A 23,839-nucleotide genomic window follows, 5' to 3' on the forward strand; every position below is an offset into this window, starting at 1 on the left:
GTGCTCAAGGCGCATGCCACCTCGATGAAGGCGCGCCCGGCGTTCGCCGAGGTCTACCGCCGCGAAGGCATCACCGACTGGCGGTAACCAAAAAAGGGGACGGAGGGAATTAAGTCGTTTGTGCACAAACGACTTAATTCCCTCCGTCCCCTTTTTCGGGTTACAGGATCTCCAGCACTGTTTCCGGTGGGCGGCACAGCCGCGTGCCCTTGGCCGTGCGCACCACGGGGCGATTGATCAAACGGGGGTGTTCGCTCATCGCCGCCAGCAGCGTGGCGTCGTCGGCGCCGTCCAGGCCCAGTTCGGCGAACAGCGCCTCCTTGCTGCGTACCAGTTCCTGTGCGTGCAGCCGGGATTCGGCCAGTACCTGGCGCAGCGTGGCTGCGTCCGGCGGGTTGCCCAGGTAGTCGATCACCACCGGCTCGAAGCCCGCATCGCGGATCAGCTTCAGTGCGCCGCGCGAGTTGCTGCAGGCCGGGTTGTGCCAGATCGTCACGTCCATCAGAACCACTCCAGCAGAGACACGCCCACACCCACATAGGTGGCCTTGTGGTTGTAGTCGATCAGGCTTTCGCCGTAGCCGTCGAAGACCTGCACATGGCCACGCAGCAGGTTGCTGATCGGGAAGCCGTAGTCCAGCTGCAGCGCACCGTGCGAACGGCTTCCGGTGCGCAGTGAATGGCGCGCCATCAGCGAGACCTCATGCCCATTGCGGTTCCAGGTCAGGGTGGCGTCGCCGCGACCCATGTAATCCTCGATGTCCGGATTGTTGTCTTCGCTGCGGCTTTCGGGAATGCGGTACCAGGGACGCAGCACCAGCGCCCAGTTCTCGCGGTCCAGGCCGATGTTGAGCATGACCCGGTTCCAGCTGCGTGACAGCGGGTCGGCGCGGCCATTGGACTGGTGGTTCAGCGCGATCCCGGTCATGCGCCCGCGCCAGCCACCGATCGAGTAGCCGTTGCGGAACACCATCATCACTTCCGGCTCGTAATTGGTTTCGCGGAACGGGCGCGAATCCTCGCCGTTGTAAGCCTGCCAGCGCGAACTCTGGGTGTAGCCGGCCCAGATGTCGCCGTTGTCGCCGAACAGGTTCTCGACGATCTTGGTCTTGAAGCTGATCTGGAACTTCAGCTCGGCACTGTCGAGTACCTGCGGAGTGGTCACGCTGTTGGCCGGGTTCGGCGAGTGCGGCATGGTGTTGCGATCGCTGGTCCAGAAGGCGGGCAGCAGGTACACCGGCTTGTAGGCGCGCAGTTGGAACGGCCCCAGCTTGGAGTCCTCGGCCAGTTCCCAGCGGCTGTCCAGCAGCGAACCGCGGCCGGCGTTGGCCAGCGCGCTGTCCGGCGTCGCCGGGCGGAACAGGTCGCTCACCCGCTCGCGCAGCTTTTCCTCGCCCTGGCTCACGCGCGCGGTCTGCCGTTCTTCGCGGCGGGCCTGCGCAGCCGCTTCGGCGGCAGCATCAGCGGCGGCGGTAGCCTCCGGGGTATGCCCGAACAGGCGGTCATAGCAGGCCAGCCGGGCCGCGTCGGTGGTAATTGCCGCGCAGGCGGCCGGTGAGGCATCGGCGGTAGGCGCGAACTCCTGCGCAGCCAGCGGTGCACTGGCCAGGGCAAGCGCCAGCGGCGCCAGACGGGGAAACAGCGTGGGGAGGGTCATTGCAGCAGGCCCTTCGATGAATTCGGGAATCACACAGTGTGGCGGCTGTGCCGGATCGCGGCCAGCCCCACGGTTTATGCACGGTCACAGCGTGCGCGTGGCGTGAAGGCCAGGTGGCTCAGAAGAACCAGGCGAACGCGAACAGGCCCAGCATCGCGATCACAACCGCCAGTTTCAGTGCCAGGCCAAGCAGGATGCCGAGCCAGGTGGCCAGGCCGACCTTGGTTGAGCGGCCGAGTTCGCGGGTGTGCCAGTACTCGCCGAGCAGGGCACCGACCAGCGGTCCCGCGAACAGGCCGATGGGCATGAAGAACAGGCCGACGATGCTGCCGACGAAGGTTCCCCACAGCGCCTTGCGGCTGGCGCCGACACGCTGCGCGCCGACAACCGTGGCCAGCACGTCCACCAGCAGCGAAAGCAGGGTCAGTACCCCGAGCGCGACCAGGGTGGGCCAGCCGACGTGGGCGAAGCCGTCGGCCCAGGCGGCCAGCAGCAGTCCGATGAACACCAGCGGGATGCCCGGGAGGGCCGGCAGGATGATGCCGGCGATGCCTATCAGGACAAAAATGACCGCTAGCAGATACAAGATGAATGAGAGTCCCATGCTGTCCCGTATGGAGTCCGTTTTGGGGTTGACAGTGAAAGATTTTGCCAGTTGCTTTTTCGTTTTGGCCGGGTTAAGTTGCAGTCGCTGAGCTTGGCAAGGTCACCGTGGATCGTGGCCTGATGAAGCAAGATCTTCCCGATCCGCTGCATCGATGCACCTCGCTTCCCCCTTGCTTGTCAGCCGCCCACCAGGCGTTTCCAACAACAAGAGAGAGTCAAAGGGAGTTAGTGAGATGGCTGATCGCGAGACCGGTACCGTAAAGTGGTTCAATGATGCGAAGGGCTTCGGCTTCATCAGCCGGCAGAATGGCGAGGACGTGTTCGTGCACTTCCGCGCCATCGAGACCCAGGGCTTCAAGAGCCTCAAGGAAGGCCAGAGTGTGAGCTTTGAAGTCGTGCAGGGCCAGAAGGGCCTGCAGGCCGACAAGGTCCAGCCGATGTAACACCTGCCGTCCGTCGGCATGAAAAAAGGCCCGCGCAAGCGGGCCTTTTTCTTTGCCTTTGGCCCGCTGCAGGTCAGCGCAGGATGACCTTGCCGTTGACCACGCGCACATAGGTGTTCTCACGGATGCCACCCAGGTCACGCTGGTTGACCACGATGGTGCGACCATCATCCATGCGCACGCTGATGTCGTAGGTATCGCTGGTCACATTCTTCTGGATCTGGTTGCCGGCCAGGGCGCCACCGACTGCGCCTGCAGCGGCGGCAATGTTCTTGTTGCCACGGCTGCCACCGGTGTGGTCGGAGATTTCATGGCCGGCCACGGCGCCAACGATGCCGCCGAGGATCGCGCCGGTCGCGCTGGGCGCGGTGCGGCCCGAGGGCACGGTGTTGATGCGGGTGACGATGCCACAGTCCGCGCAGCGGCCCTGGTTGTAGCCGCCGTTGTTGCCGTAGCCGCCGTTGTTGTAGCCGTTGTTGTAACCACCGCCACTGTAACCGGGCGAGGTGGCACAACCGGCCAGCGCGAGGGTAGCGATGGCGCTGGCGGCGATGAGCTGGATCTTCATGGGGCGTCTCCTGGCCGTGAAGGCGGGTATGTTGGGTGGTACTGCGTCATGCAGCAGGGTGGACGAATCCTCTCCCTTTGAACGTGAACAACGCGCCAACCACGCACCCGATGCCCGGCTGCAGGATGAACGCGCCTCAGCGGAAATTCTGGTGGCAGGCCCGGCAATCGGCCTGCAGCGTTTCCACGAGCTGGGCCAAGGCCCTGCAGTCGCCTGGCGGTGCAGCCAGCGCAGTGTTGAGGTTGCCGCGAAGTCGGCTGGCGTGCTGCTGGAACTGCGTGCTGTCCTTCAGCCCGGGGAACGCCAGGTCCAGGTCATTGGACAACAGGCGTAGTGCCTGCAGCCGCGGCACGCTGTCGGCCAGGCTGCAGCGGTTCTGCTGCTGAGCCTGCTGCAGCAGCTGCGACTGCCGCTGCATCACCTGCATCAGGCTGTCCGGGAACGGGTCGCGACGCGCCTGCAGGGCGCGGCCCACCATTACCGTGGCGACCAGGCCGATCAGCAGGCCCAGGCACAGTACGAACAGGTAGCGATGGGCAGGGGACAGGCGGCGGGGCGGGCTGGCGTTCATGCGGCCTCTCCGGGCGTGCAACGGTGGGTTCAACGCCGGCGTGCTTTGGGCGCTGGCAGCTGCACGTTAAAATAGCCCGATGAACGAACAGGTCAAACAACGCTTCGCCGGCATCGAACGGCTGTATGGCGTGGGTGCGCTCGAGCGCCTGCAGGGCAGTCGCGTGGCGGTGGTCGGCATGGGCGGCGTCGGCTCGTGGGTGGTGGAGGCGCTGGCCCGTTCGGCGGTCGGTCATCTGACCCTGATCGATGCCGACGACATCTGCGTGTCCAACACCAACCGGCAGCTGCCGGCGATGGAAGGCAATTACGGGCGCAACAAGGCCGAGGCGATGGCCGAGCGCTGCCGTGCGATCAACCCGGGGATCGACGTCGACGCCGTGCAGGCATTCCTGACGATGTCCAACATGGCTCAGCTGCTGGACCGCGGGTTCGATCTGGTGATCGACGCCTGCGACAGCTTCCGGGTCAAGGTCGAGACGATCGCCTGGTGTCGTCGCCGCAAGCTGCCGCTGCTGACCGTCGGCGCTGCCGGTGGCCGCACCGACCCGACCCTGGTACGTATCCGCGATGTCTCGCGCACCGAGCACGACGCCATGCTGGCGCTGATCCGCAAGAAGCTGCGCAGCGAATTCAACTTCCCGAAGAACGCCAAGCGCTATTTCGGCGTGCCGGCGGTGTATTCGTTGGAGAATGTGAAGTACCCGCAGGCCGATGGCAGCGTCTGCGGCATTCGTCCGAACCTGGGTGCCGATGCGGCGTTGAAGCTGGACTGCGGCGCCGGTCTGGGCGCGGCGACCCACATCACCGGCGCGTTCGCCTTTGCGGCGGTGGGCAAGGCGCTGGAGATGCTGCTGGAGCCGAAGAAGGCGAAAACCGAGGTGACAGAGGCCTACGCCGACGCGTGACGGTAGTGCCGGCCGCTGGCCGGCATCGGGTTCGTCGCGGTCGTTACAGCGTGCCGGCCAAGGTTGGCCCCCGCCTTTTACGTTGCCGGCAGCGCGAACAGCCGCCGCGCATTCTCTGTCGTGGCCTGTGCCAGGGCCTCCAGCTCCATTCCGCGCAGCGCGGCCACGTGCCTGGCAATGGTTGCCAACCGTGCCGGTTCGTTGCGCTGGCCGCGGACCCCTGCGTCGGGCTGGTCGGGCGCGTCGGTTTCCAGCAGCAGCTGCTCCAGCGGCATCCCGCGTACCAGCCGTTGCAGGCGCTGCGCCCGCTCGTAGGTCAGCGGACCGCCAAGACCCAGCAGGAAGCCGTGCCTGTGCAGTTGCGCGGCCTGTTGGGGGCTGCCGGAAAAACTGTGCACCACGCCGCGCAGGCCGCCGATGCGGCGGATCGCGGCGATCACCGCATCCACCGCGCGTCGCGCGTGCACGATCACCGGCAGCTCGAACTCACGGGCCAGTTCCAATTGGCCGATGAAATATGCCTGTTGAGCCTCGGCATCCAGTCCTTCGACGAAGAAGTCCAGCCCGCATTCGCCGATCGCGCAAGGGCGTTCGCGCTCGATCCACTGGCGCAGCAGTGGCAGGTGCCCAGGCTGGTGATCGGCCAGGAACATCGGGTGCAGGCCGAAGGCCGGGTACAGCCCGGGCGCCTGCTGGCAGACCTCGCGCAGTTTCGGCCAGCTGGCAGCGGTGACCGCTGGCACCACCTGTTGGCGTACACCCACGGCCTGCGCCCGCTCGATCACCGCGGCACGGTCAGGGTCGAACGCGCTCGCGTCGAGATGACAGTGGCTGTCGACCAGCACGCTCAACGCTGTTCCAGCGGCGGTGGCGTGGTGGCGTTGCGGCTCTTCCAGTTGGCCAGCAGCAGCGTGCCGAAGCCCAGCACCAGCTCATCGATGAACGGGATCGGGTCCGGGATGAACAGCGTCAGCACGAACAGACCGGCGGTGAGCTTGAACAGGGTGGGGTAGCGCAGCCGGCGCGCCCACTGCAGTACTGGCAGCAGCATCGGGTTGGCCATGGCGGGGATCCTCGTGGGGAATATGCAAACGCTACCACGGGCCCTGCATTTCCCGATGCTGAATGGGTTACAGGAATGAGCAGGAAATGTGGAGATTCCGTTCAGGCAGCGCATGCTGCAATCTGTCCCGAGAACGTTGCGGATGGTCCGCAAGGAGCAGGTCATGAAAAGCACAACTACAACTGTCCTGGTCGCAGCGGGCGCGCTGCTGGTTGGTGGCATCGCCACCGCCGCCTTCATGAAGAGTGGCGACAAATCGCCCGACTCCATCAGCGCCGCAACCCCCAATGGCGAGTCGCGCCTGGTCGATGGCAACGCCACCGACGATGGCGTACGTGGTGACAAGCTCGACCCGTCGGCGCCGCGCGGGCTGGAATATGCCGATGTGCTGAAGGTCGACCCGATCACCGAGAAGCAGAAGGCCTATGCCACCGTGATCGGCACCGATCCGGTGCGCGAGACCTCCACGACCCAGACCCCGCACGAGGTCTGCCAGGACGTGACGGTGCAGGAGCGCCTGCCGGAGCGTGATGGCAACGTCGGCGGTACCGTGGTCGGCGCGGTAGTGGGTGGCCTGCTCGGCAACCAGGTCGGTGGCGGCAACGGCAAGAAGGCCGCGACCGCAGCCGGTGCGGTGGCCGGTGGCTTCATCGGCAACCAGATCGACAAGCGCCATGTGGGCGGCCGCGTGGTCAATCGTACCGAGCGCCAGTGCCACACCGAAACCGCAACGTCCGAGTCGAGCCGCGTCACCGGTTACAACGTGACCTATCGCAACGAAGACGGCACCACCGGCACCATGCGCATGGCCAGCAAGCCGGGCAGCCGCATCGCCATGGGTACCAATGATGTGGTGAAGGGCTACAACGTGACCTATCGCTATGATGGCGCCGAGAAGACCGTGCGCATGGACAACAAGCCGGCCAGCGATCGCCTGCCGGTGGTCGATGGCCAGCTGGTCACGCAGACCGCTGCTGCCGGCGCCACTGCGGCCACGCGCCAGTAATCCAGAACACCCTGCTGCACCCGACGGGCCGGCTCATGCCGGCCCGCTTCGTTGTGCGCACGGGCATTCATCCGTGGGGAAAGGGAATCGACCATGATGGATGCCCCCCTTCGACAAGGAGTCGGCATGAGCATCTTCGACCTGCGCCTGGAAACCGAGCGGCTGATCCTGCGCCCGCTGCTGCGCGAGGACTACGAACCGTACCTGGCATTCTGTGCCGACGAGGAAACGATGCGCACTCTGGGGGGTGTTCAACCGCCCTCGGTGGCATGGCGCGGCTTCTGCAGCCTGGCCGGCGCCTGGCAGCTGTTCGGCTTCTCGATGTTCAGTGTGATCGAGAAATCCAGCGGTGACTGGATCGGCCGGATGGGACCGTGGCAGCCGCAGGACTGGCCTGGAACCGAGGTCGGTTGGGGTATTCGGCATGCCAGCTGGGGCCGGGGCTATGCACCGGAAGCGGCGGTTGCTGCCATCGACTGGGCATTCGACACGCTGGGCTGGGACGAGGTGATCCACACCATCGCCGAGAACAACGACAACTCGAGGGCGGTCGCGCGCAAGCTCGGCAGCACGCTGCTGCGCATGGGTGAATTGCCACCGCCGTACAACGACAAGCCGATGCAGATCTGGGGCCAGTCGCGCGAACAATGGCGCCAGCGCCGTTCGCCGTTGTAGAGCCGAGCCCATGCTCGGCTGCAATTGGCGCACAGCAGCCGAGCATGGGCTCGGCTACAGATTGTCCGCATGCTGCATCCGCGCTTGGCATTCACCGGCGGGCTTGCCAGACTGCGTGCAGCTGGCCGCCGGCCGGATCCGAGGAATCAGGCAATGGTGGAAGAGCGCGTCCCGTTGACGGTGCATGGCATGTCGGTGTCCGGCAATTGCCACAAGGTCCGCCTGCTGCTGGAGCAGCTCGGCAGCCGTTACCGCTGGGTGGAAGTGGACAGTGCCCATGGCCAGACCCACACCGCCGAGTTCCTCGCGCTCAATCCCAACGCCAAGGTGCCGTTGATCGTCCGCGACGATGGCCGCGTGTTGACTGAATCCAATGCGATCCTGTTCTGGTTGGCCGAAGGGACGCCCTACCTGCCTACCGACGGTTGGGAACGCGCGCAGGCATTGAGCTGGATGTTCTTCGAGCAGTACACGCACGAGCCATGCGTGGCGGTAGCGCGCTTCATCCGCGGCTGGACACCGCCCGATTCACCGCGCCGTGCTGAACTGCCACGCCTGCACGAGCGTGCCGCCACCGCGCTGGCAGTGATGGAGCAGCACCTGCGCGAAGCGCAGTGGTTCACCGGCAGCGCATACGGTATCGCCGACATTGCGCTGTTCGCCTATACCGACGTGGCAGGCGAGGGCGGCATCAGCCTGGCGCCCTTCCCGGAAGTGCGCGCCTGGCTGCAGCGCGTGCGCGCGCAGCCGCGCTTCGTGGCGATGCCAGCGGTGACCGCCGAGGTGCGCGCGCGCTTCGAGGCTGCCTGATCCCACAGGGTAGCGCCCGGCGTTGCCGGGTGGAATGCAACAACGACACGGAGGGTGTTCGATGTTTGCTGTGGTTCCAGATCCGATTCCTGCGCGCATGCGCGTGCTCAACCGCGCCGAAGTGTGCGACGCCAATTTCCTCGACGCGGTGCGTGGCTGGCGAGGCGCACCGCGCGCACGTCCTGCGCCGGACGCGCCGATCCTGCCGGGCAGCACGCTCAGCGCTGCGGCCTTCGGTGAGCTGTTCGATTCCCAGCTGGCCAGCCGCCAGCTGGACCTGATGGCGCGCGTATTGCGCGTGCAGAACAAGGTCTTCTATACCATCGGGTCGTCCGGCCATGAAGGCAACGCGCTGCTGGCGCGGGCCTGCCGACATACCGACCCCGCATTCCTGCACTATCGCTCCGGCGCCTTCATGGTCGAGCGCTCGCGCCAGGTGCCGGGCATCGACCCGTTGCGCGATGCGGCGCTTTCATTCGCGGCCAGCGCCGATGACCCGGCCAGTGGCGGCCGGCACAAGGTGTGGGGCAGCAAGCCATTGTGGGTATTGCCGCAGACCTCGACGATCGCTTCGCACCTGCCGAAAGCGCTGGGCACCGCGCTGGCCATCGAGAGTGGCAAGCGGCTGGGCCATGCGCTTCCCATTCCGGCCGACAGCATCGTGCTGTGCTCGTTCGGCGACGCCTCGGCCAACCATGCCACTGCGCAGACCGCATTCAACACCGCGATGTGGGCGGCCTACCAGAAACTGCCGGCGCCAATCCTGTTCGTCTGCGAGGACAACGGGCTGGGCATCTCGGTGAAGACGCCGGACGGCTGGATTGCCGAGCGCTTCAGCCACCAGCCAGGGCTGGACTACTTCTTTGCCGATGGCCTCGACCTGGCCACCGGGCACGCCCAGGTGCAGGCCGCAGCGGACCACTGCCGGCGGACGCGGCGACCGACCTTCCTGCATCTGCACACCACGCGCCTGATGGGCCACGCCGGCACCGACTTCGAGGTGGAATGGCGTGCATTGCCGGAATTGTGCGCGGCCGAGGCGCAGGATCCGCTGTTGCGCTCGGCGCAGATCGCGCTGGAATCGGGCTGGATGGATGCAGCCGCCATCGAAGTGGCCTACGAGACGATGCGCGCGCGCTGCATGGCCGCCGCTGCCGATGCCGAAGGCCGTGCGAAGCTGCAGTCGCTGCAGGAGGTCATGGCGCCATTGGCACCCTATACGCCCGCGGCGGTGCAGGCCGAAGCCCGGCGCGAGGTCGCCGACGAAGCGCGCGAGGCACTCTATGGCGGTACCGAGGCCTTGCCGGAACGACAGGCGCCACGGCATCTTGCGATCCAGATCAACCACGGCCTGCTGGAACTGCTTGCGAAGTATCCGCAGAGCCTGCTGTTCGGCGAGGACGTGGCTCAGAAGGGCGGTGTCTACACCGTCACCAAGGATCTGCTGCGCCGCTTCGGTCCACGCCGGGTGTTCAACACGCTGCTGGATGAAACCATGATCCTGGGCATGGCGCAGGGCCTGGCCAACCTGGGCATGCTGCCGATTCCGGAGATCCAGTACCTGGCCTACCTGCACAACGCCATCGACCAGCTGCGTGGTGAAGCCTGTTCGCTGCAGTTCTTCTCCAACGACCAGTACCGCAACCCGATGCTGGTGCGGGTGGCCGGGCTGGGCTATCAGAAGGGTTTCGGCGGGCACTTCCACAACGACAACTCGATCACCGCGTTGCGCGACATCCCCGGGCTGGTGGTCGGCTGCCCCTCGCGCGGCGACGATGCGGTGATGATGCTGCGCACGCTGGCCGCATTGGCGCGGGTGGATGGGCGCGTGGCGGTGTTCCTGGAGCCGATCGCGCTGTACATGAGCAAGGACCTGCACGAAGCGGGGGATGGCCAGTGGCTGTTCGACTACCCGGCACAGGGCCGGGCGCTGGTGCCGGGCGAGGGCCGGGTCTATGCACCGGAGGCCGGAGACCTGGTGATCTACACCTATGGCAATGGCGTGCCGATGGCGTTGCGCGCGGCGCGGGCGATCGAGCAGCAGCTGGGCTGGCAGGTGCGCGTGGTCGACCTGCGCTGGCTGGTACCGTTGGACGCCGGCTTCATCGCGGCCCAGGCCGCGAGCGCGCGGCGGGTGCTGGTGCTGGACGAAGGCCGCCACAGCGGCGGAGTGGGTGAGGGCGTGGTCACGGCGCTGGTCGAGGCCGGCTTTGGTCACCTGCCGCTGCGCCGCGTCTGTGGCGCCGACACCTACACGCCACTGGCAGGGGCAGCAATGTTCGGGCTTCCAAGCGACAATGCGGTGATTGGCGCCGCCCTCGACCTGGCGCAGGAACCCTGATGCATGTGTGGATTGGCGGGAATGTTGTTGCCGGCGCCGCTGGCGTCGGCCGAGGCGCTGCAGGCGCAGGCGCTGGCCATGGGCCAGGCGCTGCACCATCGCGGGCCGGATGATGGCGGCAGCTGGGTCGATGCCGAGGCGGGCATCGCGCTGGCGCATCGGCGCCTGAGCATTCTTGACCTGTCCCCGCTGGGCCACCAGCCGATGGCCTCGGCGGACGGCCGCTACGTGATGGCCTACAACGGCGAGGTCTACAATTTCGCGGCCCTGCGTGAACAGCTGGAGCCGCTGGGGCACACCTTCCGCGGCCATTCCGACACCGAAGTACTGCTGGCGGCGATCCTGCAGTGGGGCGTGGAAGATACCCTGCAGCGCTGCAACGGTATGTTCGCCATCGCGCTGTGGGACCGCCAGGATCGTTGCCTGTGGCTGGCCCGCGACCGCGTCGGCAAGAAGCCGCTGTACTACGGCTGGGCCGGCGACACGCTGGTGTTCGGTTCGGAACTGAAGGCGCTCTGGCAACACCCGGCGTTCGACAACGACATCGACCGCGATGCGCTCACCTTGCTGCTGCGGCTGGATTACATCCCGGCGCCGCACAGCATCCACCAGCGCTGCTACAAGCTGATGCCGGGCCGGGTGCTGCGGCTGGATGCAGCGGCTGTGGCCGCAGGCGCCGCGGCACACCGCCCGGAGCAGGCGCAGCGCCCGTACTGGGATGCGCGCGCACGCATGCAGGCGGCGTTGGCCGCCCCGTTCCAGGGCCGCATCGAGGAGGCCGAGGAACAGCTGGATACGCTGCTGCGCGATGCGGTGGCGCTGCGCATGGTGGCCGACGTGCCGGTCGGCGTGTTCCTGTCCGGCGGCACGGACTCATCGCTGGTGGCAGCGCTGATGCAGGCGCAGAGCGGACAGCCGGTGCATAGTTTCAGTATCGGCTTCACCGACTCGGGACATGACGAAGCACCGCTGGCCAGGGAGCTGGCGGCTCACCTCGGCTGTGATCACACCGAGTTGTACGTCAGTGGCGCCGACGCGCTGGCGGTGGTGCCGCAGTTGCCGGCGATGTTCGATGAACCTTTTGCCGATGCGTCGCAGGTGCCGACCGCGCTGGTCGCACGGCTGGCGCGGCAGGGCGTGACCGTCGCGCTGTCCGGCGACGGTGGCGACGAGCTGTTCTTCGGCTACACCCGGTATGTACGCGCGCTGCGCAACTGGCAGATGCTCGGACGCGTGCCGGGGCCGCTGCGGCGCTGGATGGGCGCACGCTCGCAGCAGCAGGGCGAGGCCTCGCGGACCGGTGGCCTGGCCGCGCTGCTGGCCGAGACCGGCGCACGTGGCATCGGCGACGTCTACCGCAACCGCATCTCGCGCTGGCGCGACCCGGCCGCGGCGGTGCCCGGCGCGCAGGCCGCCGGCAGCTTCTACGACCTGGCCGATCCGCTGCATGGCGCGGGCACATCGGCCGACGCGATGATGCTGGCCGATTTCGTGACCTACCTGCCGGACGACCTGTTATGCAAGGTCGACCGGACCTCGATGGCGGTCAGCCTGGAGGCACGCGCGCCATTGCTGGACTGGCGCGTGGCCGAGTTCGCCTGGTCGCTGCCGCTGGGCTTCAAGCGCAGTGAGACGACCAGCAAGGTGCTGCTCAAGCGCGTGCTGGGCCGTTACGTGCCGCATTCAATGGTGCACCGTCCCAAGCGCGGTTTTGGCGCACCGGTCAGTGACTGGTTGAAGGGCGACCTGCGGCCCTGGGCCGAGGACCTGCTGCAGCCGGCGCGGCTGGAGCGTGAGGGCGTGCTGTCGGCGGCGGCGGTGCAGCCGCTGTGGCAGCAGTTCCTGGGGGGGCAGCGCAAGTGGCATACCCACCTGTGGAACGTGCTGATGTTCCAGGCTTGGCAGGCGCATTGGCGGCAGGCGCGGACCGGCGTGACCGGCGGCTGATCTTCACTGGATGGCACGGGCCTGGCGACTAGGCTGGGCCTCCCGCACCGTGAGGAGTATGTCCCGATGTCCGTCCCCACCATCGCCGTGTTCGTTGGCAGCCTGCGCAAGGATTCCTGCAACCGCAAGCTGGCCCATGCGCTGGAGAAGCTCGCCGGTGATCGCGCGCGCTTCCAGTACGTGCAGATCGGCGATCTGCCGTTGTACGACCAGGATTTCGACGCCGATTATCCGCCGCAGGGCACCCGGCTGAAGGACCAGGTGCGCGCCGCCGACGCGGTGCTGTTCGTGACACCCGAGTACAACCGGTCGGTGCCTGGCGTGCTCAAGAACGCCATCGATATCGGATCGCGCCCGTACGGTGACAGTGCGTTTGCCGGCAAGCCGGCGGCGGTGATCGGCGCCTCCATCGGCCAGATCGGTACCGCCGTGGCCCAGCAGCACCTGCGCAACAGCCTGGCCTTCCTGGACATGCATGTGCTGGGCCAGCCCGAGGCATTCATCCACTTCAAGGACGGCCTGATCGATGCCGACGGCACGATCCACAACGAAGGCACGCAGAAGTTCCTGCAGGGCTACGTGGACCGGTTCCTGGCGTTGATCGCAGTGCACGTCAAGGGCGATTGACGCCTGCGGGGTCAGAGTCCCCTGCGTCGAAGGGGATCCGACCCCGGGGCGTTGATCTGCGATAATGTCCCGCTCGGGCGCCGCAACGGCGTCCGTCGCAGGCAGTGCGACGCTCTCACGCCAGTCTGGCCAGGTACCGGCGGATATCCCCCGTTTTCCCACGGCTTATCCACAGGTTTGTCCATGGCTGCCGGGGTCGGCACATGCCTACACTCGTCTGGCCCACTTTTGCAGGAAACACCGCAGCATGTCCGCTCGTCCCGGCTTCCGTTCCAACCGCAGAGAGCGCGGTGATGGCTTCGATCGCGATCGCGACGAGTCGCGCATCGACCAGTTGCGGGTACCGCCCCATTCGGTGGAAGCCGAGCAGGCGGTGCTGGGTGGCCTGATGCTGGCGCCCGAGGCGTATGACCGTGTCAACGACCAGCTGACCGAAAGCGACTTCTATCGTCGCGATCACCAGATGATCTATCGTGCGATCCGCGAGCTGTCCGAGCGCGAACGGCCGTTTGATGCGGTAACGCTGGGCGAGTGGTTTGAATCGCAGGGCAAGATGGAACTGGTGGGGGACGGCGCCTACCTGATCGAACTGGCCAGTACCACGCCGTCAGCTGCCAACATCGTGGCCTACGCCGAGATCGTGCGCGACAAGGCAGTGCTGCGGCAGCTGATCCAGGTCGGCACCGACATCGTCAACGACGGTTTCCAGCCGGAGGGGCGTGACAGCAGCGAGCTGCTGGCCTCGGCGGAAAAGAGCGTGTTTGCAATCGCCGAACAGGGTGCGCGTGGCCGTACCGATTTCGTGGCCATGCCCGGTGCACTGAAGGATGCCTTCGAGGAGCTGCGCAACCGCTTCGAGAACGGCGGCAACATCACCGGCCTGCCGACCGGTTACAACGAGTTCGATGCGATGACCGCCGGCCTGCAGCCGACCGACCTGATCATCCTCGCGGCGCGCCCGGCAATGGGCAAGACGACCTTCGCGCTGAACATCGCTGAGTACGCGGCGATCAAGTCGAAGAAGGGCGTGGCGGTGTTCTCGATGGAAATGTCGGCATCGCAGCTGGCGATGCGCCTGATTTCCTCCAATGGACGCATCAACGCGCAGCGCCTGCGTACCGGCCAGCTGGAAGACGAGGACTGGAGCCGCGTCACCAGCGCGATCAAGATGCTGAAGGAGACCAAGATCTTCATCGACGACACGCCGGGCGTGTCGCCTGAAGTGCTGCGTTCCAAGTGCCGCCGCCTCAAGCGCGAGCATGACCTGGGCCTGGTGGTGATCGACTACCTGCAGCTGATGAGCGTGCCGGGCAACAGCGAGAACCGCGCGACCGAAATCTCGGAAATCTCGCGTTCGCTGAAGGGACTGGCCAAGGAACTGAACGTGCCGGTGATCGCGCTGTCGCAGCTCAACCGCTCGCTGGAAACGCGTACCGACAAGCGCCCGGTGATGGCCGACCTTCGTGAATCGGGCGCAATCGAGCAGGACGCGGACATGATCGTGTTCATCTACCGCGACGACTACTACAACAAGGAAAACTCGCCGGACAAGGGGCTGGCCGAAATCATCATCGGCAAGCACCGTGGTGGCCCGACTGGCTCGTGCAAGCTGAAGTTCTTCGGTGAGTACACCCGCTTCGACAACCTGGCCCACGATTCGGTCGGTTCGTTCGAGTAACGGTCATGCCGGTCGCTGGCCGGCAACCACCACCGGGCGCTGCAGAGCCAAGGCACCGGCAGGAGCCGCTGTCAGCGCGGGTTCCATGCGGTCGCCACGAAGCGCAGCCGGGCGTGGGCGTGGGCGTGGGCGTGGCGTTGCACTGCGCTGGATCGGTTTCATCGCCGCCAGCCCGGTTTCGTCGCAAACCGTTTGCCGGCGCCAGGGCAGGGCGCCAAGGTGTCCGCAGGCGGCAGGGTGCCGCCCCAAGGAGACCGTGATGAAGACCCTGTTCGCGCTCGGTGTGTGGTGCCTGCTGTTCGTACTGTGCTGGCCGCTGGCGATCCTCGCCCTGATCGCCTGGCCGTTCGTGTGGCTGCTGAGCCTGCCGTTCCGACTGGTCGGCATCACCTTCTCGGCGCTGTTCGCCTTCCTGCGCGCGCTGTTCATGCTGCCGGCGCGCATGCTCGGTGGCCGGGCGGTGCCCGCATGAGGGCAGTGGCGCTGGTCGGTCTGGCCCTGGCGGCCGGCCCGGTACTGGCCGCTCCTCCAGCACCGCCTTCGGCGTGGCTGGAGCGCCAGCAGGCAGCCGGTGCCGACGAAGCGAATGCTGCGGGGGCGAAGGCTTCGACGAGGCCCGAGGCCAGGGAGCGCTGCCGGGTCACCAAGGAATGGAAGGTCGGCGAGACGGTGGTGCAGCATCGGGTCTGTGAGGATCCACCGAAGAAGCCGGCTGGAAAGGTGTAACGCTGAACCCAATGCTCGGCGGCCTCTGCAGGGCAGCCGAGCGTGGGCTCGGCGCTACAGGGAAACGGGCAACAAAAAACCCCGCCGAGGCGGGGTTTTTCATATCCGGGTGATGCTGGCCAGCGGCCGGCACTACCGGACGATCAGTTCGCTTTGTGGATGGCGCGCTTGCTGACCGCCATCGCGGCGTCGTGGATCACTTCCGACAGCGACGGGTGGGCGTGGCAGATGCGGGCCAGGTCATCGGCCGAGCCGCTGAACTCCATGGTCAGCACGCCTTCGTGCACCAGTTCGGAGACGTTGGCGCCAACCAGGTGCATGCCGAGGATGCGATCGGTTTCGGCATGGGCCAGGATCTTCACGAAGCCGGCCGGCTCGATCATCGCCACGGCACGGCCGTTGGCGGCGAACGGGAAGCTGCCGGCCTTGTACGGAATGCCTTCGGCCTTCAGCTGGGCTTCGGTCTTGCCGACCCACGCCAGTTCCGGCTCGGTGTAGATGACCCACGGGATGGTGTCGAAGTTGACGTGGCCCGGCAGGCCGGCGATCAGCTCAGCCACCGCGATGCCTTCCTCGAAGCCCTTGTGCGCCAGCATCGGGCCGCGCACGCAGTCGCCGACCGCCCACACGCCGTTGACGCCGGTGTGGCAGTGCGCGTCGACTTCGATCTGGCCGCGCTCGTTGACCTTGACGCCGGTGCCTTCGGCCAGCAGGCCCTTGGTGGCGGCGCGACGGCCGACGGCCACCAGCAGCTTGTCCACGGTCAGGGTCTTTTCGCCTTCCGCGTCGGTGTAGGTGACGATGACTTCCTTCTTCTTGCCCTTGCCGGTGATCTCGGTCTTGGAAACCTTGGCATTGAGCTTGATGTCCAGGCCCTGCTTCTTGAATTCCTTGGCAGCGGCCTTGGCCACTTCGGCGTCGGCAGCCGCCAGGAACTCCGGCATGGCCTCAAGGATGGTGACTTCAGCGCCCAGGCGCTTCCACACGCTGCCCAGTTCCAGGCCGATCACGCCGGCACCGATCACCGCCAGGCGGTTCGGCACTTCGGTGAAGTCCAGGCCGCCGACGTTGTCGACGATGGTCTCGCCGTCGAACTTGGCGAACGGCAGTTCGATCGAATCCGAACCGGCCGCGATGATGACGTTGGTGCCCTTCAGCTCGACTTCCGAACCGTCGTGCTGCTTCACCTTGACCACGTTGCCCGGCTGCAGCTGGCCGAAGCCGTAGTAGGCGGCGACCTTGTTGGCCTTGAACAGCATGCCGATGCCGCCGGTGAACTGCTTGACGATCTTGTCCTTGCGGCCAATCATCGCCTCGACGTCGATCTTGGCATCCTTGAAGCTGATGCCGTGGTCGCCAAAGATGTGGCCCATGTTCCAGAACTGGCGCGAGGAATCCAGCAGCGCCTTGGACGGGATGCAGCCCACGCGCAGGCAGGTGCCGCCGAGGGCCGGCTTGCCGTCCTTGCCCAGGGCTGCGTCGATGCAGGCGGTCTTCAGGCCCAGCTGGGCCGCGCGGATGGCAGCGTGGTAACCGGCCGGGCCGGCACCGATGACGACGACGTCGAATTGTTCAGCCATTGAATTATTCCTTGATGCATTACCAGAACCCCTCCGCGCAGGCGCGGAGGGGCGGGAGGTTTCTTACAGGCCGAACAGCATGCGGCCCGGGTTTTCCAGCTGGTTCTTGATGTCCACCAGGAACTGCACCGAGTCCTTGCCGTCGATGATGCGGTGGTCGTAGGACAGCGCCAGGTACATCATCGGCGCGATCACGACCTGGCCGTTCTGGGCGATCGGACGCTCCTTGATGGCGTGCATGCCCAGGATGGCGCTCTGCGGCGGGTTGATGATCGGGGTCGACAGCAGCGAACCGAAGGTGCCGCCGTTGGTCACGGTGAAGGTGCCGCCCTGCAGTTCTTCCAGGCCCAGCTTGCCGTCACGTGCCTTCTTGGCGTAGTCGGCGATGGTCTTCTCGATGTCGGCGAACGACATGCGCTCGACGTTGCGCAGGACCGGCGTGACCAGGCCCTTCTCGGTCGACACGGCGATCGAGATGTCCGAGTAGCCGTGGTAGATGATGTCGTCGCCGTCGATCGAGGCGTTGACCAGCGGGAAGCGCTGCAGCGCGTTGGCAGCGGCCTTCACGAAGAAGCTCATGAAGCCCAGCTTGATGCCGTGGGCCTTGACGAACTCGTCCTGCAGCTCCTTGCGCGCCGCCGACACCTTGGACAGGTCGACTTCGTTGAAGGTGGTCAGCATGGCGGTGGAGTTCTTCGACTCCATCAGGCGCTCGGCGATGCGCTTGCGGATGCGGGTCATCGGCACGCGCTCTTCCGGACGTGCACCACCGGCCTTGCCGGCGCCGCCGTTGCGGGCGAAGTTGACGATGTCTTCCTTGGTCACTGCACCACGACGGCCGGTGCCGTCGACGTCGGCCGGGTTCACGCCTTCGGTGATGGCGGTGAAGCGGGCGCCCGGCGGCAGGGTGTCGGCGGCCGACTTGGCAGCCGGAGCCGGAGCGGCGGCAGCGGCCGGAGCAGCGGCGGCCGGTGCGGCTTCAGCCTTCTTCTCTTCAGCGGCCGGGGCCGGAGCCGCAGCCACGGCGCCTTCTTCGATGATCGCCACGACCTGGCTGGAGGTCACGGTATCGCCTTCCTTGAACTTGATTTCCTTCAGCACGCCGTCAACCGGCGACGGCACTTCCAGCACGACCTTGTCGGTCTCCAGGTCAAGCAGGTTTTCGTCGCGCTTGACGGCGTCGCCCACCTTCTTGTGCCAGGTGGCGATGGTGCCGTCGGCGACGGATTCGGGCAGTACCGGGGCTTTGACTTCGGTGGCCATTGCGGGAGCTTCCTGGTTTGTCTTCTAAATAGGGGGAGGATTATTCAGCGAACGTGTCGTTGAACGGGTTGACCAGTGCGTCGGCAATCAGCTGCTGCTGCTCGCGGACGTGGTCAGCCATGTGACCGGCAGCCGGCGACGCCGAACGTGCGCGACCGGCGTAGTGCAGGTTCTGGCCATCGGCCAGGCAGAACTGCAGGTGGTGGCGGATCTGGTACCACGCGCCCTGGTTCTGCGGTTCTTCCTGCGTCCACACCACGTCGGTGGCCTTGCCGTACTTCTTCAGCTCGGCAGCCAGCAGCGCACGCGGGAACGGATACAGCTGCTCCACGCGGATGATCGCCACGTCGTCCTGGCCACGCTTGGTCTGGTCTTCCAGCAGGTCGTAGTAGACCTTGCCCGAGCACAGCACCACGCGCTTGACCTTCTTGGCATCGGCATTGGCGTCGCCGATCAGGTGCTGGAACTCGCCATTGGCCAGTTCGTCCAGGGTCGACACGGCCAGCTTGTGGCGCAGCAGCGACTTCGGCGACATCACCACCAGCGGCTTGCGGGTGGTCATGTGCAGCTGGCGACGCAGCATGTGGAAGGCCTGCGCCGGGGTCGACGGCACGACAACCAGCATGTTCTCCAGGGCGCACAGCTGCAGGAAGCGCTCCAGGCGCGCCGAGCTGTGTTCCGGGCCTTGTCCTTCATAGCCATGCGGCAGCAGCAGGGTCAGGCCGGAAATGCGGCCCCACTTGGCTTCACCGGCGGCGATGAACTGGTCGATCACCACCTGGGCACCGTTGGCGAAGTCGCCGAACTGGCCTTCCCAGATGCACAGCGTGTTCGGATCGGTGGTGGAGAAACCGTACTCGTAGGCCATCACCGCTTCTTCGCTCAGCAGCGAGTCGATGACGGTGGCCTTCTCCGGCGAATCCACCAGCTGCCGCAGCGGCATGTAGTAGTTGTCGGTCTTCTGGTCGTGCAGGATCGCGTGGCGGTGCGTGAACGTACCGCGGCCGACGTCCTGGCCGACCAGGCGCAGTGCGTGACCTTCGTCGAGCAGGGTGGCGTAGGCCAGGTTCTCGGCAAAGCCCCAGTCGCCCGGAATCTCGCCGGCGGCCATCTTGCGGCGGTCGTCGTAGACCTTGGCCACGCGCGAGTGCAGCTGCACTTCGTCCGGGATGGTGTTGATCAGCTTGGCCAGCTCGACCAGCTTATTCTTCTCGACCTTGGTCGAGACCGGATCGGACAGCTTGCCTTCCAGCAGCTTCGGCCAATCGACGAACAGCGGGCTGCTCGGCGGGGTCTTCTCGACCTTGGCCAGCTCGGTGGTCACTTCACCCGCGTCCAGCTTCTCGCGGTAGGCATCGACCATGGCCTTGCCGGCACCGGCGGCGATCACGCCCGCCTTTTCCAGCTGCTCGGCATACATCTCGCGGGTGGTCGGGTGCTTGCGGATCACCTGGTACATCAGCGGCTGGGTGATCGCCGGCTCGTCGGCCTCGTTGTGGCCCCAACGGCGGTAGCACATCAGGTCGATGACCACGTCCTTGGCGAACTTCTGGCGGAACTCGAAGGCCAGCTGCGCGGCGAACACGACGGCTTCCGGATCATCGCCGTTCACGTGCAGCACCGGGGCGGCGATCATCTTCGCCACGTCGGTGGCATAGCGCGTGGAGCGCGTATCCAGCGGGTTGGAAGTGGTGAAGCCGACCTGGTTGTTGACCACGATGTGCACGGTGCCGCCGACGGCGAAGCCGCGGGCCTGCGACATCTGGAACAGCTCCATGACCACGCCCTGGCCGGAGAAGGCCGCGTCGCCGTGGATCAGGATCGGCATGACCTGCTTGCGTGCGGTGTCCTTGCGGCGCTCCTGGCGCGAACGCACGGAACCGGCCACGACCGGGTCGGCGATTTCCAGGTGCGACGGGTTGAACGCCAGTGCCAGGTGCACCGGGCCACCGTCGGTGGCCACGTCGGCGGAGAAGCCCATGTGGTACTTCACGTCGCCGGCCGAAGCGTGCTCGTCGTGTTCGAACTTGCCTTCGAATTCGTCGAACAGCTTGCGGGGGTTCTTGCCCAGGGTGTTGACCAGCACGTTCAGGCGGCCGCGGTGGGCCATGCCGATCACCACGTCCTTGACGCCATCCTTGCCGGCGCTGCGGATGATGGTGTCCATCATCGGGATCAGCGAGTCGCCGCCTTCCAGCGAGAAGCGCTTCTGGCCGACGTACTTGGTGTGCAGGTAGCGCTCCAGGCCTTCGGCCGCGGTCAGGCGCTCCAGGGTGCGGCGCTGGGTGTCAGCGTCCAGCTGGTAGTTGCCACCGGCCGCTTCCAGCTTCTTGTAGATCCACTGGCGCTGCTCGACCTCGGAGATGTGCATGAACTCCGCGCCGATCGAGCCGGTGTAGGTCGCCTTCAGGCGTGCGAGCAGGTCGCGCAGCTTCATGCGCGGCTGGCCGCCGACGCCGCCGGTGCTGAACTCACTGTTGAGATCGGCATCGGACAGGCTGTGGAACGGCAGGCCCAGGTCCGGGGTGTTGACCGGCGCGGCCAGGCCCAGCGGATCGAGGCGGGCGTCCAGGTGGCCGCGCGAGCGGTAGGCGGTGATCAGACGACCGACATTGCGCTCGCGCTCGTCGCCCGCACCGGTGCCGGTGCCAGCTTTCAGCGCATCCTTGGCCGCGTCCGCGATGTGGGAGATGACGGCCGAGTGCGGAATGTCACCTGCTTCCCGGCCCTTGAAGCCGTCGAAGTAGGTTTTCCATTTGGGATCGACACTATCCGGGGAGACCAGGTACTGCTCGTACAGGTCCTCGACATAGGAGGCGTTGCCGCCGGCGAGTTGCGAAGATTGCGCAAACTGCTTCAGTTGATTGTCCACGATGGAGGGTGTTGATTCGCTTTGTGGGGTATGGCTTCAGAAGGACCCGGCAGGAAGATGAATAGCCCTGCGCGGGCGCGTTCAAACAGCCAAATTGTACCCCCAACGGGACACGAAGGGGCACCACCACAGGTATCCCGCGTCCGCTGGTGCCGGTTCCAGACAGGTTGGGTCAGCGGTGCCGGCTCAGATGCCGAGCGCGCGCAGTTCGCTGCAATCGCGCGAACGGTCCCAGACCCGCTGCAATTGCTGCCCGAACGGCTGCGAACGTGCCGGCAGCGCGACGCCGGCCTCGCCGTCGAGGCGATGGCCGATCAGACGAAAGTAGAAGTCGCCCGCATCGTTGAGCAGGCAGGCCGAGACCAGCGCGCGGTCGACCGGATCGCTGACCTCGCGGAACTGGATCACGCTTGGCAGACGCTGGGCCAGCGCCAGCAGCGGTGCCCCGGCAGAGGCGATCGCAGCGGCATCGTGCACGATCACCCGCAGCTGCTTGTCGTGGCGGGCGGTGACGAAGCGGCGCAGGGCGGCCTGCACCGGCGCCGCGTCGAGCAGTCCCGGGTCCAGCTGGCGGCTGTGCAGCCACAGCTGGCGGCGGGCGCGGTGGACGATGGCCGTGGTGATGGCCACCGCCTCGGCGCGGCGGACGATCGCGCTGGTCGCGCCCAGCCGGCGGCGCATCTGCTGGTGGCCGATGCCGGCCTCCTCGAACACCTCGCCTTCAGGCAGGAAGCCCTGGCGGGCATAGAATTCGCGGGCGGGCAGTTGGGCGTGCAGGTGCAGCTCGGCCAGGCCGAGCCTGCGCCCGGCCTCGACCAGTGCCCCCAGCAGGGCCTCACCGACCCCGTGGCTGCGATGGCTGGCCAGCACGGCCATGCGGCCGATGCGGCCGATGCGGCCGTCCGGGGCCAGCCGACCGGTGCCGACCGGCTGGTTGTCACTGTCCAGTGCCAGCACATGGACGCTGACCGGGTCCAGCGCATCGCGTTCCAGTTCCGCGGCGATGCCCTGTTCCTGCACGAACACGCGTTGGCGCACGTCGTGGATGGCAACGTGGGCGTCGGCGTGGCTGACCTGCTGGACCCGGACCATGGTGAGGGCTCAGGCCCGGCCCGTGCTGTCGTCTTCGTCGTCGTCCTCGAAGTTGACGATGACCTCGATACCGTCGTCGTGCACGGTCACGGAGTGGACATCGTCGGACACCGCGTCGGCGTCGATCGCGTCGACGCGGTCACGGCCTTCGACCACTTCGCCGAGGACCACGGCGTCTTCGCCGTCGTCCTCGTCTTCAGCGTCATACATTTCGCTGGGATCGATCAGCTGGAACACGCCACCGACCAACAGCTGCTGGACCACCGCGCGGCCCTTGTCGGACAGGCCGCGATAGGCGGCGGCGTCGAGCTGCTCGGCACCGGCCAGGCGCTGGGCGTCCTTCACCGGCAGCGCGAAGTCCTGGCCGCTGACGTACAGGCTGGCGCCGCGCTTGGCCCGGCGCCAGGCCAGGCGTGCCCACGGGTGGCGCTGCAGCAGCAGGCCGGAGGCCAGCGCCTGGACCACTTCCTCCGGTGCCGGTGCGGCCTGGTGGGCCATCACTTCGCCGGCGGCGCGGTAGGTGGTGATGAAGCGACCGAACCAGTCACCCAGCTTGTCCGGGTCGTTCATGCGGATGGCGTTGAGCGCGGTGATCACCCGCGCCATCGCTACCGTGTCGATTTCGTTCGGGTCGGCTGGCACCTTGAGGTCGGCATCCTGGTAACGGATGTTCTCGTCGGCATCGGCGATCAGGGTGTCGAGGTAGTCGCTGATCAGTTCGGCCGAGGACGGCGCGCGCATGCCGAAGGAGAACGTCAGGCAGGGATCCTCGGCGACGCCGTGGTGCGGCACGTTCGGCGGCAGGTACAGCATGTCGCCCGGCGCCAGCACCCAGTCGTGGGTCGGCTTGAATACCTTCAGCAGCTTCAGTTCCACGTCCGGGCGGAAGCCCAGCGGTGGCTGCTTGCCCTTGATCGATTCGCTGGCGTCGATCTGCCAGCGGCGGTGGCCGTGGGCCTGCAGCAGGAACACGTCGTACTGGTCGACATGGGCGCCGACCGAGCCGCCGGTGGCGGCGAAGCTGATCATCACGTCATCCATGCGCCAACGCGGCAGGAAGCTGAAGTGCTCGATCAGGGCGCGCACGTCCGGATCCCACTTGTCCACGTCCTGCACAAGCAGGGTCCAGTCGTGGTCGGGCAGGGCGGGGAACACGTCTTCCTGGAACGGGCCGGTGCGCACGCGCCAGCCGTCCCGGGTCTTGTCGTGCTCGATCAGGCGCGCCAGCACGCCTTCCTCGCAGGCCAGCCCGGCCAGGTCTTCCGGCTGCACCGGGGTCTGGAAGTTGGGGAAGGCGTTGCGGATCAGCAGCGGGCGTTTCTGCCAGAAGTCGCGCAGGAAGGTGGCCGGCGCCATGCCCAGCGGCTGGCCGGGGCGGGCGGTGACTTCGATGAGGGGGGCGGAGGAC

General features: G+C 66.5%; 23 protein-coding genes and 1 pseudogene. 12 read left to right on the top strand and 12 right to left on the bottom strand.

The window, feature by feature from the left end; translation table 11 throughout:
- Nucleotides 1-87: pseudogene (locus A7X97_RS16310) on the top strand (glutathione S-transferase family protein); the annotation flags it as partial.
- 73 nt (nucleotides 88-160) lie between these two features.
- Here the strand turns inward: A7X97_RS16310 and arsC are convergent.
- The 3 genes from arsC to A7X97_RS16325 form a co-directional block, all read right to left on the bottom strand.
- On the bottom strand, nucleotides 161-502 hold the full coding sequence (gene arsC / locus A7X97_RS16315; protein ID WP_061477988.1) for an arsenate reductase (glutaredoxin): 342 nt from the start codon (nucleotides 500-502) through the stop codon (nucleotides 161-163).
- Entirely contained in the window at nucleotides 502-1,656 is a 1,155-nt protein-coding gene (locus tag A7X97_RS16320; RefSeq protein ID WP_088496680.1) for a phospholipase A, read from the bottom strand. Before A7X97_RS16320 ends, arsC begins: the two co-directional genes overlap by 1 nt.
- A 118-nt stretch (nucleotides 1,657-1,774) precedes the next feature.
- Nucleotides 1,775-2,260 carry a DUF456 domain-containing protein gene (locus A7X97_RS16325; RefSeq protein ID WP_032958895.1) on the bottom strand — a complete coding sequence of 162 codons (486 nt, stop codon included), beginning with the start codon at nucleotides 2,258-2,260 and terminating at the stop codon, nucleotides 1,775-1,777.
- A gap of 235 nt (nucleotides 2,261-2,495) precedes the next feature.
- Here A7X97_RS16325 and A7X97_RS16330 point away from each other — a divergent pair, with 235 nt between their 5' ends.
- Complete coding sequence (locus A7X97_RS16330; RefSeq protein ID WP_005417546.1) at nucleotides 2,496-2,705, top strand: cold-shock protein; 210 nt, start codon at nucleotides 2,496-2,498, stop codon at nucleotides 2,703-2,705.
- A 73-nt stretch (nucleotides 2,706-2,778) separates the two neighbouring features.
- On the opposite strand, the gene A7X97_RS16335 is transcribed toward A7X97_RS16330, so the two are convergent.
- Complete coding sequence (locus tag A7X97_RS16335; RefSeq protein WP_005417545.1) at nucleotides 2,779-3,273, bottom strand: glycine zipper 2TM domain-containing protein; 495 nt, start codon at nucleotides 3,271-3,273, stop codon at nucleotides 2,779-2,781.
- Between the two features lie 136 nt (nucleotides 3,274-3,409).
- Nucleotides 3,410-3,844, bottom strand: coding sequence for a cytochrome c (locus tag A7X97_RS16340; RefSeq protein WP_088496681.1), 435 nt, complete (start codon nucleotides 3,842-3,844; stop codon nucleotides 3,410-3,412).
- A gap of 79 nt (nucleotides 3,845-3,923) precedes the next feature.
- On the opposite strand from A7X97_RS16340, the gene A7X97_RS16345 reads away from it, so the two are divergent.
- Nucleotides 3,924-4,751: a tRNA threonylcarbamoyladenosine dehydratase gene (locus A7X97_RS16345; protein ID WP_088496682.1), complete on the top strand. Its 828-nt coding sequence runs from the start codon at nucleotides 3,924-3,926 to the stop codon at nucleotides 4,749-4,751.
- Nucleotides 4,752-4,828: 77 nt separating this feature from the next.
- Here A7X97_RS16345 and A7X97_RS16350 read toward each other — a convergent pair whose 3' ends face one another.
- Both A7X97_RS16350 and A7X97_RS16355 read right to left on the bottom strand, forming a co-directional pair.
- Nucleotides 4,829-5,602 (bottom strand): TatD family hydrolase, encoded by a 774-nt coding sequence (locus A7X97_RS16350; protein WP_088496683.1) that lies wholly within the window; start codon nucleotides 5,600-5,602, stop codon nucleotides 4,829-4,831.
- Nucleotides 5,599-5,814, bottom strand: coding sequence for a DUF6116 family protein (locus A7X97_RS16355; protein ID WP_005417541.1), 216 nt, complete (start codon nucleotides 5,812-5,814; stop codon nucleotides 5,599-5,601). Before A7X97_RS16355 ends, A7X97_RS16350 begins: the two co-directional genes overlap by 4 nt.
- Before the next feature lie 163 nt (nucleotides 5,815-5,977).
- Between A7X97_RS16355 and A7X97_RS16360 the strand changes: the two genes are divergently transcribed.
- The 9 genes from A7X97_RS16360 to A7X97_RS16400 all read left to right on the top strand — a co-directional run bounded on the left by A7X97_RS16360 (nucleotide 5,978) and on the right by A7X97_RS16400 (nucleotide 15,624).
- On the top strand, nucleotides 5,978-6,820 hold the full coding sequence (locus A7X97_RS16360; protein ID WP_061478099.1) for a glycine zipper 2TM domain-containing protein: 843 nt from the start codon (nucleotides 5,978-5,980) through the stop codon (nucleotides 6,818-6,820).
- 126 nt (nucleotides 6,821-6,946) lie between these two features.
- Nucleotides 6,947-7,495, top strand: coding sequence for a GNAT family N-acetyltransferase (locus A7X97_RS16365; protein ID WP_061477983.1), 549 nt, complete (start codon nucleotides 6,947-6,949; stop codon nucleotides 7,493-7,495).
- 153 nt (nucleotides 7,496-7,648) lie between these two features.
- A complete protein-coding gene (locus A7X97_RS16370) occupies nucleotides 7,649-8,305 on the top strand; it encodes a glutathione S-transferase family protein (RefSeq protein WP_032954328.1) in 657 nt (218 codons plus the stop codon).
- Nucleotides 8,306-8,366: 61 nt separating this feature from the next.
- Nucleotides 8,367-10,646, top strand: a complete 2,280-nt coding sequence (locus tag A7X97_RS16375; protein WP_088496684.1) for a transketolase C-terminal domain-containing protein — start codon at nucleotides 8,367-8,369, stop codon at nucleotides 10,644-10,646.
- A 3-nt stretch (nucleotides 10,647-10,649) separates the two neighbouring features.
- Nucleotides 10,650-12,593, top strand: a complete 1,944-nt coding sequence (gene asnB, locus A7X97_RS16380; RefSeq protein WP_088496685.1) for an asparagine synthase (glutamine-hydrolyzing) — start codon at nucleotides 10,650-10,652, stop codon at nucleotides 12,591-12,593.
- A 66-nt stretch (nucleotides 12,594-12,659) separates the two neighbouring features.
- Nucleotides 12,660-13,220: an NADPH-dependent FMN reductase gene (locus A7X97_RS16385; RefSeq protein WP_049410520.1), complete on the top strand. Its 561-nt coding sequence runs from the start codon at nucleotides 12,660-12,662 to the stop codon at nucleotides 13,218-13,220.
- A 247-nt stretch (nucleotides 13,221-13,467) separates the two neighbouring features.
- Nucleotides 13,468-14,898, top strand: coding sequence for a replicative DNA helicase (locus tag A7X97_RS16390; protein ID WP_049410515.1), 1,431 nt, complete (start codon nucleotides 13,468-13,470; stop codon nucleotides 14,896-14,898).
- Nucleotides 14,899-15,157: 259 nt separating this feature from the next.
- Nucleotides 15,158-15,370 (top strand): hypothetical protein, encoded by a 213-nt coding sequence (locus A7X97_RS16395; protein ID WP_005417525.1) that lies wholly within the window; start codon nucleotides 15,158-15,160, stop codon nucleotides 15,368-15,370.
- Nucleotides 15,367-15,624 (top strand): hypothetical protein, encoded by a 258-nt coding sequence (locus tag A7X97_RS16400; RefSeq protein ID WP_072168350.1) that lies wholly within the window; start codon nucleotides 15,367-15,369, stop codon nucleotides 15,622-15,624. Before A7X97_RS16395 ends, A7X97_RS16400 begins: the two co-directional genes overlap by 4 nt.
- 143 nt (nucleotides 15,625-15,767) lie before the next feature.
- Here the strand turns inward: A7X97_RS16400 and lpdA are convergent, their stop codons facing one another.
- The 5 genes from lpdA to A7X97_RS16425 form a co-directional block, all read right to left on the bottom strand.
- Nucleotides 15,768-17,204: a dihydrolipoyl dehydrogenase gene (gene lpdA, locus A7X97_RS16405; protein WP_005417523.1), complete on the bottom strand. Its 1,437-nt coding sequence runs from the start codon at nucleotides 17,202-17,204 to the stop codon at nucleotides 15,768-15,770.
- A 63-nt stretch (nucleotides 17,205-17,267) separates the two neighbouring features.
- On the bottom strand, nucleotides 17,268-18,467 hold the full coding sequence (sucB, locus tag A7X97_RS16410) for a dihydrolipoyllysine-residue succinyltransferase (RefSeq protein ID WP_053499860.1): 1,200 nt from the start codon (nucleotides 18,465-18,467) through the stop codon (nucleotides 17,268-17,270).
- 40 nt (nucleotides 18,468-18,507) lie between these two features.
- Entirely contained in the window at nucleotides 18,508-21,339 is a 2,832-nt protein-coding gene (locus A7X97_RS16415) for a 2-oxoglutarate dehydrogenase E1 component (protein WP_005417518.1), read from the bottom strand.
- 186 nt (nucleotides 21,340-21,525) lie between these two features.
- Nucleotides 21,526-22,431, bottom strand: a complete 906-nt coding sequence (locus A7X97_RS16420; protein ID WP_072168349.1) for a GNAT family N-acetyltransferase — start codon at nucleotides 22,429-22,431, stop codon at nucleotides 21,526-21,528.
- Between the two features lie 9 nt (nucleotides 22,432-22,440).
- The coding region (locus tag A7X97_RS16425; protein WP_111008186.1) for a ribosomal protein uL16 3-hydroxylase at nucleotides 22,441-23,839 on the bottom strand (1,399 nt) is incomplete at its 5' end.

Origin of the sequence: Stenotrophomonas sepilia (assembly GCF_003244875.1) — a bacterium.
Classification (GTDB): domain Bacteria; phylum Pseudomonadota; class Gammaproteobacteria; order Xanthomonadales; family Xanthomonadaceae; genus Stenotrophomonas; species Stenotrophomonas sepilia.